Annotated in this window: 13 protein-coding genes; 8 read left to right on the top strand and 5 right to left on the bottom strand. The window is 35.2% G+C overall.

The window, feature by feature from the left end; all coding sequences use genetic code 11:
• Window positions 1–202: 202 nt before the first annotated feature.
• Both UH7x_RS17230 and UH7x_RS17235 read left to right on the top strand, forming a co-directional pair.
• The gene (locus tag UH7x_RS17230) at window positions 203–2590 is read left to right on the top strand and encodes a TonB-dependent receptor (protein ID WP_482361161.1); all 2388 of its coding nucleotides are present in this window, start codon (window positions 203–205) and stop codon (window positions 2588–2590) included.
• 4 nt (window positions 2591–2594) lie between these two features.
• Window positions 2595–3440: a DUF4249 family protein gene (locus UH7x_RS17235; RefSeq protein WP_482361162.1), complete on the top strand. Its 846-nt coding sequence runs from the start codon at window positions 2595–2597 to the stop codon at window positions 3438–3440.
• Window positions 3441–3509: 69 nt separating this feature from the next.
• On the opposite strand, the gene UH7x_RS17240 is transcribed toward UH7x_RS17235, so the two are convergent.
• Window positions 3510–4328: a DUF1853 family protein gene (locus UH7x_RS17240; RefSeq protein WP_482361163.1), complete on the bottom strand. Its 819-nt coding sequence runs from the start codon at window positions 4326–4328 to the stop codon at window positions 3510–3512.
• A gap of 128 nt (window positions 4329–4456) precedes the next feature.
• Between UH7x_RS17240 and UH7x_RS17245 the strand changes: the two genes are divergently transcribed.
• The 3 genes from UH7x_RS17245 to UH7x_RS17255 are packed head-to-tail and all read left to right on the top strand — an operon-like array spanning window position 4457 to window position 7596.
• Window positions 4457–5620, top strand: a complete 1164-nt coding sequence (locus UH7x_RS17245) for a vWA domain-containing protein (RefSeq protein WP_482361164.1) — start codon at window positions 4457–4459, stop codon at window positions 5618–5620.
• A 41-nt stretch (window positions 5621–5661) separates the two neighbouring features.
• Complete coding sequence (locus UH7x_RS17250) at window positions 5662–6108, top strand: hypothetical protein (protein WP_482361165.1); 447 nt, start codon at window positions 5662–5664, stop codon at window positions 6106–6108.
• A gap of 15 nt (window positions 6109–6123) precedes the next feature.
• On the top strand, window positions 6124–7596 hold the full coding sequence (locus UH7x_RS17255) for a MoxR family ATPase (RefSeq protein WP_482361166.1): 1473 nt from the start codon (window positions 6124–6126) through the stop codon (window positions 7594–7596).
• Between the two features lie 76 nt (window positions 7597–7672).
• Here the strand turns inward: UH7x_RS17255 and UH7x_RS17260 are convergent, their stop codons facing one another.
• Together UH7x_RS17260 and UH7x_RS17265 are read right to left on the bottom strand one after the other, a co-directional pair.
• Window positions 7673–9169: a sensor histidine kinase gene (locus UH7x_RS17260; RefSeq protein WP_482361167.1), complete on the bottom strand. Its 1497-nt coding sequence runs from the start codon at window positions 9167–9169 to the stop codon at window positions 7673–7675.
• Entirely contained in the window at window positions 9166–9864 is a 699-nt protein-coding gene (locus UH7x_RS17265; RefSeq protein ID WP_482361168.1) for a response regulator transcription factor, read from the bottom strand. The genes UH7x_RS17260 and UH7x_RS17265 overlap by 4 nt, the downstream gene beginning before the upstream one ends.
• Window positions 9865–10110: 246 nt before the next feature.
• Here UH7x_RS17265 and UH7x_RS17270 point away from each other — a divergent pair, with 246 nt between their 5' ends.
• The gene (locus UH7x_RS17270) at window positions 10111–11568 is read left to right on the top strand and encodes a spondin domain-containing protein (protein ID WP_482361169.1); all 1458 of its coding nucleotides are present in this window, start codon (window positions 10111–10113) and stop codon (window positions 11566–11568) included.
• A 205-nt stretch (window positions 11569–11773) separates the two neighbouring features.
• A complete protein-coding gene (locus UH7x_RS17275; protein WP_482361170.1) occupies window positions 11774–12664 on the top strand; it encodes an anti-sigma factor in 891 nt (296 codons plus the stop codon).
• 98 nt (window positions 12665–12762) lie between these two features.
• Here UH7x_RS17275 and UH7x_RS17280 read toward each other — a convergent pair whose 3' ends face one another.
• Both UH7x_RS17280 and UH7x_RS17285 read right to left on the bottom strand, forming a co-directional pair.
• On the bottom strand, window positions 12763–13245 hold the full coding sequence (locus UH7x_RS17280; protein ID WP_482361171.1) for a hypothetical protein: 483 nt from the start codon (window positions 13243–13245) through the stop codon (window positions 12763–12765).
• Between the two features lie 179 nt (window positions 13246–13424).
• Complete coding sequence (locus UH7x_RS17285; RefSeq protein ID WP_482361172.1) at window positions 13425–13862, bottom strand: hypothetical protein; 438 nt, start codon at window positions 13860–13862, stop codon at window positions 13425–13427.
• An 82-nt stretch (window positions 13863–13944) separates the two neighbouring features.
• Between UH7x_RS17285 and UH7x_RS17290 the strand changes: the two genes are divergently transcribed.
• On the top strand, window positions 13945–14733 hold the full coding sequence (locus UH7x_RS17290; protein WP_482361173.1) for a tRNA pseudouridine synthase A: 789 nt from the start codon (window positions 13945–13947) through the stop codon (window positions 14731–14733).
• Window positions 14734–14736 lie beyond the last annotated feature (3 nt).

Below are 14736 nucleotides of genomic sequence, written 5' to 3' on the forward strand. Positions count from 1 at the left end.
TTTTATAAATGCTAGAAACAAAACAAGAAATGAAATTCTACTTTAAAAGGAAATAGTAAAGTTTTTACGTCGAATTAATGTTTAAACAAAATTAGGCTTAAAAAAATATTCACAATTATTTGTGACTCATGCAACCTTTGCTTTTCTACCTTGTCTTTCTAAACAGAAATAAAAAACAATCATCTAAAAAATCGAACAATCAATGTTTAAACAATCAATTATTTTAAAGCTGGTGGTAGTAGCCTTTCTGCTTTTGGGCACTGTGGTTAGTGCTCAAAACAGTTATACTATAAGCGGTACCATTACAGATGCAAGTAATGGTGAAACCCTGTTTGGGGCTTCGGTATTTCTAAAGGGTACAACCATAGGTGTAGTCACCAACGAATATGGTTTTTATTCCATAACGGCCGCAGAGGGCAATTATACTTTGAATATATCGTATATGGGATATTCCGAGGTTAATGAAGAAATTACTTTAGAGCGTGATCAAAAATTAGATTTTGAAATATCTGAGTTCTCTACTACTCTAGAAGAAGTGGTGGTTACGGCTGAAGAACCAGAGCGAGCACTGTTACGCAAACCAGAAATGAGTGTCGCTAAAATGAATATTGCTACCGTAAAACAAATGCCCGTGGTTTTGGGCGAGGTAGATATATTAAAGTCCCTACAAATGCTTCCAGGGGTTACCAATAATGGCGAGGGTACCGGTGGTTTTCATGTACGAGGTGGTGCTGGGGATCAAAACTTAGTCTTGCTCGATGAGGCTATTATTTACAATACCTCACATATGTTTGGTTTCTTTTCGGTTTTTAATGCAGATGCCATAAAAGATGTAAAACTTTACAAAGGTGGTATACCTGCTCGTTTTGGAGGTCGCGTTTCTTCAGTATTAGATGTACGCCAAAAAGATGGTAACAATAAACGTTTTGAAGCTACGGGCGGTATTGGTATAATATCGAGTCGTCTTGCATTAGAAGGTCCATTATTTAAAGAAAAAGGATCTTTTATTGTCGCTGGTAGACGCTCTTATGCTGACCTTATATTAAAAGCAGCAGGTGAAGACAATAGTGTTAGTTTTTATGACCTGAACTTAAAAACCAATTACAATATAAACGATAATAACAAATTATATTTGTCTGGGTACTTCGGCAGAGATGCCTTTGAATTGGGTGATAATTTTGCTAGTAGTTACGGTAACTCTACCGGTAACTTACGTTGGAATCATATTTTTAATGAGAAACTTTTTTCAAACCTATCAGCTGTTGTTAGTAAATACGATTATGATTTAGGTATTACGGCTGCTGAATTTGATTGGATATCATCCATAAGCAATTACAATTTAAAATATGACTTGAAGTATTATTTTAGCAACAATTTTAAACTTGACTTTGGTGCTAGTGGTATTTATTATGATTTTAATCCAGGGCAGATTATACCGACTTCCGATACATCAGAAGTGAACGCGTTAACCTTAGATAGTAAAAAGGCTTTTGAAAGTGGCATATATGTTAACGCAGAACATAAACTTTCCGAAAAATTGAATGCGCAGTATGGACTTCGAGTAAGTGGTTTTACTCGTTTTGGCGGGCAAGCAATGGTTGATTATGCCAACGACCAACCAGTAGTGTACAACCCAACTTTAGGTATTTATGAACGCGGCACTGCTGTGGGAGAGACGGATTATGCGAAAGGAGATGCTATTGAAAGTTTTACCAATTTTGAACCTCGCGCTTCTTTAGCTTATACCTTAAATGAAAATTCATCATTAAAATTAGGCTTTTCAAGAGCAGCACAATACATACATTTATTATCGAATACGGCCTCAGCAACTCCTTTAGATGTATGGACGCCTAGCGGTGAATTTGTAAAACCGCAGTTATCAAATCAGTATGCTTTCGGGTATTTTAGAAATTTTAAGGATCAGGTTTATTCTATGGAAGCAGAAGTGTATTATAAAAACACAGATAATAGAATTGATTATATAGATGGTTCAGAGTTAATAGGACAAAATACAATTGAAACGGAAATCTTAAATGGGGAATCTCGTGCCTACGGATTGGAGCTTTTATTTCGTAAAAATGAAGGTAATTTCACAGGTTGGATAGCATATACCTTATCAAAATCAGAACAACGAACACCAGGAGGTACTGCAGGTGGATTAGGAATTAATGATGGTAAATGGTACAATACACCGTATGATAGAACTCATGATATTTCAATTTCTGGAGCATATAAGTTGAATGACAAATGGAGTTTTGGCACCAATCTTGTTTTTCAAACAGGGCGCCCAGTAACGTATCCTAATGGGCAATATGAATATGAAGGTTTGTCTATTGCGAGTTACGCACCAAGAAATTCAGATCGTTTACCTGCATATCATCGATTAGATCTATCAGTCAACTATAAACCTAATCGAAAACCTGAAAAACGATTTAAAGGTGAATGGGTTTTGGGTATTTATAATGCCTATAATCGTAAAAATGCAGCTTCCATTTCTTTTGGTCAGAACATAGAAACGGGTGCTAATGAAGCAACTAGAACTGCTATTTTCGGAATGGTACCTTCATTAACCTATAATTTTAAATTTTAAGAAGATGAAAAACTATATTAAATTGACAGTACTATTTGTAGTAGTTGCATTCGCTTCGTGTACCGATGTTATTGATGTACCCGTGCAAACCGCTGAAGCCAGATTGGTGATTGAAGCTTCTTTAGATTGGGAAAAAGGTACAGCTGGCAATAATCAAACTATTTCTTTGCGCACGTCTACAGCATTTTTTGAAACCAACAATAATACGGCTGTTACCGGTGCTACTGTAACCGTAACTAATGATGCTGACAATACACAGTTTGTATTTGTGGACCAAAACAATGGTGATTATACCACAGATGAATTTGTACCGGTATTGGATCAGTCGTTTACTTTAGAAGTTATTTATAATGGAGAAGCTTATACTGCTACCGAAACTTTAAATCCGGTGCCAGAAATTTTGAATATTTATCAGGGTATAGAAGATGGTTTTGATGATGAGGAATTAGAAGTACATGTTGTTTTCCAAGACCCACCTGAAGAAGGAAATAATGTGTTTTTTAAGTTTCAGAATCAAGGTGATTTGTTACCTACCTTAGAAGTTGGTGATGATAGATTTGTAAATGGAAACGAAATAGATTGGTGGATAGAACTGTTTGATGATGAAGAAACCGATGAATTGGAATCTTTTCAACCCGGTGATATTGTGGATGTAGAAATGGCAGCGATTTCAACAGCGTATAAAGATTATTTAGAAATTCTGATTAGTCAAGTCGGAGGCGTAGGACTTTTTGAAGCTACACCAGTTGCTGTAAAAGGTAATTGTGTGAATCTTACCAATCCTGATAATTATGCACATGGATATTTCAGACTAACTGAAGTAAATAAGTTCAGTTATACGTTTGAATAGTATTTGGTTTTATTATTTAAAGTGGGTTATTTCTTTAGCGGAATAATCCACTTTTTATTTGAGCTTATTTTACCACCATATTACAAAGAACTTTTCAAAATCAGTATCTGATTTTTTTATCCACACCATGGGGGCTTTTTTTTGTAGCATTTTAAAAGTTATGTTTATCACTATATCTTCATGTGACGACCATTCTACAGCTTTATGGGGTTCTAGCACCCATTCAGATTTTGTTGGAATATAGTATTGAAAAGTTTTAAATACGCCTTTTTTGAATTCATCTAAGCGTAGCCAATACCCACTAATACAATTTTGATTTAATGGGTGAATTGTTTCAATACCAGTATCAAACGGTTTAAATATTTGGCCTTTAAAACAAGCTTGATGTACTATGTCCGTATGGTTGATATTATTTTCTTGTAGTGCCTGCGCCCCTTCAACTGAGTGTAATAATTGAAATTGTTTGTTCTTTATTTTTTGAATTTTAGCAAAGAAGGCATCCCGATTATTTGGCCCAATTAAACTGTGAATAGGATCTGAGATATCCGGATTGATGATGTAGAATTTATAGGTTAATTCTACATGAATTATTTTGCCTTTCGCGGTGTCATTCAGTATAAAATCAATTTCACCTAGTGTTTGTTTATTTCTATATATAGGTAGGTTATGTAATAACACTTCATAGCCTTTCGAGTAATCTAAGAGCTGTTTACAAATATATTCCATTTGATGCCCTATACGGATATTTTGAGGAATAGGAGTGGGGGTGAAATTGGATAATTCCACATCGGGAAACTCAAATTGTTTCACTCCAAATTGCTCGGTATCCCATAAGGGCGGTGTGTTTAAGAATCCCGTACATTGTTTTTCTAGAAAATGATCTTCCATATAGTAAACTGAGTTTGTTAATTTACAGCAATTTTACCGACCAAGGGAACTGAACAATATGAAAGTGCTTAAAGTTAACTTTTCCTAAAAAGCAAGATTCTCAAGCTCAAATATCTTAAATTTATACTATGGCTATGACGACAAGACAAGGATTTCGGTTTACACCATACGAAGCCCCAGAACAAACACCCTTTGAAAAGCTATTTGAGATTTTTCAGGAACTGATTACACATACATCTGGCGATTTTGATGAGGCTATTGATTGGTTGCACGAATTAGATAAAGAATACGAGTTAACTACTGATGAATATACCATTGATGATTTTATTGAAGAATTAAAAGCTAAGGGCTTTATTCAAGAAGAATTTGAAGATGATGGCGATGCTTCAGGCGAAGAAGGGGATGATGATGGCGACGAAACTAAAAAGGGGGTAATTTCAATTACCGCTAAAATGGAACGTATTATTCGCCAACATGCTTTGGATCAAATTTTTGGCAAATTAAAAAGGAGTGGTGCTGGTAATCATAAAACAGGAAAATCTGGCCAAGGAGATGAGCATACGGGTGATATGCGTGAATACCGTTATGGCGATGGTTTAGAGCATATTTCGATGACCGAGAGTTTGAAAAATGCACAAATAAATCACGGCATTGGTAGTTTTCAATTGGATGAAAATGATCTTGTTGTTGAAGATACCCAGCACAAGGCTCAGATGAGTACCGTTTTAATGATAGATATTAGCCATAGTATGATTTTATATGGTGAAGATCGAATTACACCTGCAAAAAAAGTAGCCATGGCTTTGGCAGAATTAATTACAACACGCTACCCGAAAGATACACTTGATATATTGGTTTTTGGAAATGATGCTTGGCCTATTACTATTAAAGAATTACCGTATTTAAAAGTAGGTCCATATCATACCAATACTGTTGCTGGTTTACAATTAGCGATGGATATGTTACGAAGAAAGCGAAATACGAACAAGCAAATTTTTATGATAACCGATGGTAAACCTAGTTGTTTGCGATTATCCGATGGTACCTATTATAAAAATAGTGTTGGCTTGGATGATTATATTGTTGAGAAATGCTACAACATGGCTCGCCAAGCGCGAAAGTTACATATTCCGATTACGACTTTTATGATTGCACAGGATCCTTATTTGATGAAATTTATTCGTGAGTTTACAGAGGCGAATAAGGGGAAAGCATTTTTTACAGGATTAAAAGGTTTGGGAGAAATGATTTTTGAGGATTACGAAAGTAATCGAAGAAAAAAGTTGAAATAGTAGTACTAGCACAATAAGTCTAAATAAAAGACTAAAACTAAATGGGCGCAAAAAATAGGTTTTGGTACCAGAAAAAGAGAATATGGTTTTTGCTATTCTTTGTTCTCTGTACAGGTTTATTTGTTTCTACTTTGCCAAAAGAATTACCTCGTAATTTGGGGTATTTGGCAAAGGCATACTCAGAACCAGAAATTGCAGAAGGCGCATTGGCAATTGCTACAAAAGACCCTAAAATAATTGCCTTATTGGGAGAATTGGAACCCATGCATACATTTGATATGGTTGAAGGTTCCGTTGGGTATTCTAAAACAGGGGATTCTGTGGCAATAACCATTGGAGTACGTGGGGATAAAAAAGAGATAAAGATTCGTTCTAACATGGACGTGTTAGCACAAAAAATAAATGGAAAATGGGAGTATTTAAATATACAGGTCCGTATTAAAGGACCTATAGAATTGAAGCAAACCATTCCTATTTTAAAAAAATAATTGCAAAAAAAGCTTATGAGTTTAAAACATAAAGAAATTACCACTTTAAAAGAATTAAAAGCAGCAGGTTACAAGAGTAAATCGATAAAAGATGAATTGCGTGATAACCTTCGTGAAAATATTAAAACAGGTAAAGATAGTTTTGAAGGTGTTTGGGGTTATGAAGACAGCGTAATACCAGAACTTGAACGGGCAATTCTTTCCCGCCATAATATTAATTTATTAGGATTACGTGGTCAAGCGAAAACCCGTTTAGCAAGATTGATGGTTAATTTATTGGATGAATACATTCCGGTAGTGTCTGGTTCTGAAATTAATGATGACCCATTGGCACCAATGTCAAGGTTTGCTATAGAATTAATTAAAGAAAAAGGTGATGACACGCCGATTTCTTGGTTGCATAGAAGTGAGCGTTTTTACGAAAAGCTAGCTACTCCCGATGTTACTGTTGCTGATTTAATTGGTGATGTAGACCCAATAAAGGCTGCGAATTTAAAATTATCGTATGCGGATGATCGTGTTATTCATTTCGGAATGATACCACGTGCAAACCGATGTATTTTTGTGATTAATGAATTGCCCGATTTACAAGCACGGATTCAGGTTTCGCTGTTCAATATTTTAGAGGAAGGAGATATTCAAATTCGAGGATTTAAACTTCGATTACCTCTTGATTTACAATTTGTTTTTACTGCTAACCCAGAAGACTATACGAATAGAGGGAGTATTGTAACTCCACTTAAAGATAGAATAGGATCACAGATTTTAACGCATTATCCTGATGATATAGAAACGGCACGTAAAATTACCGAGCAAGAATCTAATCTGGATCAACGCCAAACAGATGCAGTTTATGTGCCAGATTTAGCGAAAGATTTATTAGAGCAAATAAGTTTTGCAGCTCGAGAAAGTGAATATGTAGACGCTAAAAGTGGAGTAAGCGCAAGAACTAGTATAACGGCTTTTGAAAATTTATTAAGTGCTGCTGAACGTAGAGCACTTTTATCTGGTGCGGATAGTACATCGGTTAGATTAAGTGACTTTTTAGGAGTAATACCGTCAATTACTGGTAAAATAGAATTGGTTTATGAAGGAGAGCAGGAGGGAGCTGATGGTGTTGCAGCAATACTCATTGATGATGCTGTAAAAATGCTTTTTCCAAAATATTTCCCAGCAATAAATAAGTTAGAACGTAAAGATGCAGAAACGCCATACGACGGATTGTTATCTTGGTTTTTTCAAGAAAGTCAAGGTTTCGAATTATTAGATGATTTTACAGATGAAGAATACAAGCGAGCCTTAGATGGAATTCCGGAGTTGAGTATCCTCATAAAAGAATACCAACCAGATTTTCCGAAAGAAGATATTTATTTTTTAAAAGAACTTCTAATTTGGGGCTTGGTTGCATTTAAAAAGTTGAGCAAACAACGTTTTGCTGAAGGATATCAGTTCAACGATCTGTATGGTAGTTATATTAATGATTTATAGCGAACGCAAAATTATAGATATCAAAAAGCCCTTCAATTTCTTGAAGAGCTTTTTTTTTCATAGCAATTTATTTTCCCTAAACTTGTTGGTAAGAAGGCAAATTGAAAATAAAAGAACTTCCTTCTTTCGGTTTACTCAATACCGTAATTGTAGTATCGTGTAACTCCATAATTTTCTTAACTATTGCCAGTCCCAATCCTGAGCCTTGCTTTTTCACATTTTTATCAACTTGTTTATAGCGGTCGAAAATAAATGGTTGTTCATTTACTGGTATTCCCGTGCCTGTATCTGTAATATTGATTTCGATATTCTTACCTTTTTTCTGTAAAGAAAGGGTAACCACACCATTGGTTTCAGTATATTTCAAGGCGTTTTCGATTAGATTCTGCAGTGCCCTTTCTACCAAACTTACATCAGCAAAAACCATACAATTTTCTTGAGGATTCTCTAATTGAAGACGAATCGATTTTTTTTCAGCTAAGACTTTAAATTTTGCAATAAGGTCATACGATAATTCAGTAATTGAAAAAGGTTCTTTCACTGGCACCACTTGCTCCGCCTCGAGTTTAGAATACTCAAATAATTGATTAATCAGTTTCGAAAGTCGATCAACATTGTCATGTGTAATTTGTAAATATTCTTGCTTTTCGGTTTCAGTTAGTGTATCGCGTTTCATCTGCAGTGTTTCAATATACCCTTTTAAAATTGCCAAAGGTGTTCGTAAATCGTGCGAAACATTTGCAATCAATTCCCGTCGCAGTAAATCTACAGATTGCATTTTGTCAATATTACCAACGATAGTGTCGGCCATTTCGTTAAAAGAATTTGCAAAAATTGCAATATCTGATTTATCTGGATTTTCAATTCTAGCATCGAGATCACCTTCTTGAAACTTTCGTACTGTATTCGTAATTAAACGTAAATTCTTAGTCAAAAACCAAATTGCCAATAATCCTATAAGTGAAGTAAAAAGCATCGCTAATATAGTAGCACCGGTGCCTAATTTAGCGAAATACTGTCCCATAAGTGTATCACTTACTTCCTGAAACTTCTTACCAGCAAGAACAATATATACATATCCTTTTCTACCATCAACTGAATAAGGTGCTGCTGAAAATATTTTTTGTGTATCTGGATTAATAGGGTCATCACCTAAAACAAACGCTTTACCTTTTGTATCAATAAACGTTTTAATTGGAGTTAATGAAACACTTTTAGTTGACGCACCAGCATCATGATCCAAAACTACCGAATACAATATTTCACCGGTATCATTAAGTAAATACACTTCGATACCTTGATTTACGGCCATCATATCATGCATTAAATCACCAAACAATTCTTTATTAACACTCCCGTCTTCTAGAAAAGGGGAATCATTTTTAAATTTTTCAGCAATAACATGGTTCGCTACATCAGCATTTAGTCGTTGGGTAGTTTCTTGATTGTGTTTTGTAGCAAAGTAATTTGTGATTAAAATATAAGAAGCCCCCATGAGCAAAACCAATAGAATAAATGCAGCCCAAAGCTTTTTAATCAATTTTGGTGTTAATGTTTTTTCTGACTTGCTCATAATACAATGTCTTCATTAAATTTATAACCAACACCCCAAGTAGTAAGTATATAGGTAGGGTTGGCCATATCTGATTCTATCTTCGCTCTTAATCTATTAATGTGTGAATTAACAGTATGCTCATATCCTTCAAAATTATAACCCCAAATAATATTCAATAATTCGGTACGTGTATAATTTCTTCCAGGGTTCGATGCCATAAGCACGAGCAGCTCAAACTCTTTTGGAGAAAGTTCTATCCGTTGATCATTTAATAGAACCTTTCGTTTTTCAATATCCACTAACATGCCTTCAACTGAAATAGAAGCAGAATTTTTGGTGCTAGTTTGCTTAATATCCGTTCTACGCATTACGGCTTTAATTCTAGCTAGTAATTCTCTAATACTAAATGGTTTAGTAATATAATCATCAGCACCAATTTCAAGACCAAGTACTCGATCTATTTCCTCGGATTTTGCGGTAAGCATAATAATTGGAGTGTTTTTTTCTTTACGTAATCGCTTACATATTTCAATACCATCCATAGACGGTAAAGTTAAATCTAGAATAATAAGGTCATAATCGTTATCTAAGGCCATCTTTAATCCTAGTGCACCATCCGTCGCTTTTGAAGTGGTATAGATTAAATCTGTCAGGTGAATTTCCAGAAGTTTAATGATTTCTGGATCGTCTTCTATGATGAGTATTTGCTTCATAATTTATTGATTACGAAAGAAGTTAAAAAGTATCACATAGATATCACAAGTAACTTTTAAAAGTTAAAATGCACATTATCTAAGGAAAACTACGCTTTTCATGTGATAGATTAAAAGGAAAGCTTTAACAATAGTCGATTAGGTCACAAAACCCTAACAAGATTGAGATAAAAGTTTAAGTTTTCGTGACTCTGGCAAATTGTTAAAGGACTTAGTTTGTGGAAATAATCCTAAAAACAATTGAAAATGAAAAACTTAAGAACATTTCGCAGCTTAATTGTAATTGCTGCAGTTGCACTACTGTATTCTTGTGATGAGGACGCACCAATTGAAAACATTACAGAAGCCCAAAAGACTGAAACTGAAGCAACCGCGGAACCAGAAACCGAAGCAGTAACAGAAGCGGAAGTAATGGAGGAGCTAGAAACAACATCTTTTAATATTACTATTAAAAATGTAGTCCAATATTTAAGTGCTACAGTTTTTAATATGGATAATACAGCTACCGAACCCGGACCTGTTCCAGATGCGGGTTGCTTTTTTACCATCGATCTTAAAGCTGCCGCCCCAGGAGGTAGGGTTAGTTTTGCTACGATGTCTGTAGTATCTAACGATTGGTTTTTTGCTCCAAAAGCTGAAGGAATCGCCCTATTTGAAAATGGAATGCCCGTTACTGGAAATGTAACTGATCAGGTCTATTTGTGGGATGCAGGAGTAGAGGAAGAAGACCCTGCTACTAGAACATCTGAGCCAGATGGCGCTACTGCTGGTGAACCTGACGATGACAATACAGTTAGAATTGTAACTACTGATGTGGCTGATTTCATTGAAGTATACCTTTCTTATGATGAAGCAACTATGACATTTTCATTAAAAATTGAGAATGTAAGAGGTAATAAAGTAGAAACCAATCCTATTGTTATCACACCAGGTATCGCTGTGGTTCATGCACAAGACAATGCATTATTTGCTCCGGGATACCCTGACGCGGGTCATGGATTAGCAGAAATTGCATTAAGAGGGAATCCTTCTAATTTATACGAATGGTTAACAGCTACTTGCGATACAGGTGCACCACTACGTATGTCCTCTTCATTTACTGTACTAGCACCAGGAATTGTTTATGCTTATAATACAGCTACCGATCCAGTATTTACCCAAGGTGAAGCAGCGATGATAACCAGTGGTATTGAGGAAATAGCAGAAGACGGAAATGCTACCATAATGTATGATTACATTACTAACGATTTGGTTATGCCAGTTGCAAAAAGTAATGAAATGGCACCAGTGGGACCAGGTGGTAGTTTAACCTTTACCTTGGAGGCACCCGTAGGTTATAAACTCGGTTTTAACACCATGTTTGTTTTTAGTAATGATTGGTTTATAGCAGCTGATAATGGTGGTTACCATTTATTTAATGGTGATGGCACACCAAGAACGGGGTATGCAGCTACACATCAGGCTTATTTGTTTGATGCAGGTACCGAAGTTGATCAACCTGTAGGTTTGGGTATGGATCAGGCACCATTTCAATCAGGCCCAAATACGGGTGCAGCTGATGATAATAATATTATAAGAAGAGTAATGCAAATTGAAGACATTCAATATGGAAAAGGAATAATAGAGTCTTATGAAGGAGTGGCAGGGCATCCAGACCTTAGGGGAGGTTATAACCTAGTACAAATTAGTATTGAAGCAAACTAGATCATTCTTCATTATAATTTAATTAAAGACCTTGGCAGATAGCCAAGGTCTTTTGCTTTATACACATTAGCTGAAATATAGCTATGAATCATTTATGATGGTAATTATCACAAATTTATCCCGTAAAAGCACTGATTGTTTACTTATCTGTGACACCATTGTAATCTCGCCATAGTTAGTTTGTATCATAATTAAAACAAACAAAATGATAAATCTAAAATTTAAAATAGGCATGTTAAGTATTGCGCTTGCCTTAACTTCAATTTCTTGTAGCACGGACGATAACAACAACACTCCGACTGTAACAACTTCTAATTTAACAGTAAACCTGACTGGTTTGGAAGATCTTGGATCTGAATATTTATATGAGGGTTGGGTAATAGTTGATGGAGCACCGGTATCTACAGGAACATTTTCTGTTGATGCTAATGGAAGCCCTTCACAATCCCAATTTGAAATGGAAAGTCAAGTATTAAGCGATGCAACTACTTTCGTACTTTCAATAGAGCCGAACCCAGACCCATCTCCTGCACCGGCTGATACTAAGATTTTTGCTGGTGACTTCGATGGGAATACTGCTAGCTTGGGTACTGGAACCGTAGCTCCTTCATTTGAAACGTTATCAGGTAAATTCATAATTGCTGCACCAACAGGAACTGGTGCAGAAAACGAGACCTACAGCGGAGTATGGTTTTTAGACAATAGTTCTGGTAGCGCTGTTGCCGGTCTTGAATTACCAGTTTTAGAAGCAGGTTGGAAATACGAAGGTTGGGTAGTTGTTGATGGAGTTCCATTAACAACCGGAACTTTTACCTCGGTATCAGGTTCAGATGAAGGCGCTCCTTTTAGTGGAGAGAATCCTGGTCCCATGTATCCTGGTGAAGACTTTCTCCAAAATGCTCCTGAAAATGTAGATTTCCCAACTGATGTTAGAGGAAAAATTGCAGTAATAAGCATAGAACCTTTTCCAGATAATAGTCCAGCTCCGTTCACTTTAAAGCCATTAGCGGGCATGGTGGCAGAAGATGCGATGGGAGTTCAGGAAATAGTGAATAATGTAACGGCTAGTTTCCCAAGTGGTTCTGTAACGAGATAATTAAGTTGATTACGATTTTTTTCTACTAGTTAGAATTATAAAAAAACTCCGATAGTCTGTACTATCGGAGTTTTTATTATTTAATAGTACTTGGAGCGTTATTCCCAAGAATCAATATGTTGGTTCATATCATCAAATTCGTATTCACCAACTTTATCTTTTCGATACTTAATAGCTAACAAAGTTAAACCGATAAGTGTTATATATAAGATTAGTATTAGTATGCCAACAGGTATAAAAGTACCAGGTATAACATGATTTTCGTATTGCCCATAACTAAAAAGAATAGAAAGTGTACTGAAGAATTTAAAGACATACACCACCATAATAGCATACAGGGCATATTCCAAATTTCTCATTTTAGGATCAGCAACTTCTTCCTCTTTTATTTTGAACCATAGTACATAAAGGAATCCAAAATGTACTAAGGTTAATATTGGAAAAATATAATTATCAAATTTAAAGAAGTAGAACTTATTGGTGTATAAACCGTAAAAATTGAATATAATCAATAGAGCCAAAATCGACACAGTCATCACTAATATGCGTTTCCACGGCAATATTCGTAAAATTGAATTCATAGTAAAGTAGGTTTTAAGGCTTGGGGGACCTTGTGGTTTGTTTTAGAAAACGTGCCCATATAACGTTTATTTTATTTTTTCGACAAAGTGCGTAAATGTAAGATTTTACGCTAAAACAGTACAATAAACGGTCTCTTTATCGTCAAGGGGTTAATAAAAAAGGGTACTTTACAAATTTATTATAATAACCATTGTTTGCTATCTGATAGTCTAGCAAAAAAGACAAGAGCTACCGCAATAATAATAACCATAATCGGTAGTAACATCGCTGTTCCACCATAAACTTCATAGGTATTACTAAGGAACTTCATATATATTTGTTGTCCGATAACACCCAAAAGTGATACTAATAAAACAGGTCGCGCCCATTTTTTTCTCATCAATAAAAAAATTGAACCTAAAGCACCCGCCCATACGGCTATTGCGTAGGCAGCTGTAGCCCATGCAGGCTGTGATTCGTGAAGTTCGCGCTGTGCTTGAGTCAAAGCTTCTAAATCTTCAATAGACATAAAAGCATCGCTTAAGTAAGCGGCTACACCCATTAAATTCCATAATAGTGCTAAAATAGAGATAATCCAAAACCATATAGGCGGTTTTATTCTTGAGGTATTTTCCATAAAATTGGTTTTAGCTGGTTAAAGTATCTACAAAATACAAAAAATTGATTTAGTTTCGACTTATTGCACAATCATCTATCTTATGAGTGATAAATATGTCTATTATTTGGTTCGAATTCAATTTCTTGGTTTTCGGTTTAGCGGATGGCAAAAGCAACCGAAACAGAAAACTATTGAAGGGATGCTTTTAAAAACTTTAAAATTTGTATTACCAAATAGGAAGCTAAAGGTATTGGGAGCTGGTAGAACGGATGCTAAAGTATCATCTTTAAATGGTGCATTTGAGATATATTTAGAAGGTGAACCAATTGAAGACTTAACAGCCTTTACTGAAATATTTAACATTAACTTACCGTCTGATATTAAAATAGTTAATATTGTTAATAAGAATAAAAACTTTAATATAATAAAGGATGTTGAATCTAAAGAATATGTTTATTTATTCTCTTTTGGAGAAAAGAATCATCCTTTCGCTGCACCCTTTATTACAAACATTCAAGAAGAATTAAATCTCACATTGATGCAGGAGACTGCAAAGTTGTTTGTGGGAAAGAATGATTTTTCGGCATATACTGTTAAACAAGGCAAGAACAAGAATAACATACGAGTAGTGACAGCATGCTGCATCAAAGAAAATGAACTTTTAGAAGCTAATTTTTTTCCTGAAAAGAGTTACGCCTTACACATTAAGGCCAATGGATTTGTTCGCTATCAAGTTCGCATGATAATGGGGGCACTTATTCAATTAGGTAAAGGTGAAATTGAATTAAGTACTATTCAAGAATCATTAAAATCAGATAACTCTATTCAATTCACCTATGTAGCTCCTGGTTCTGGACTATTATTGAATCAATTAGACTTTAAAGAATAATTT

The organism is Aurantibacter sp. UH7, assembly GCF_056839165.1.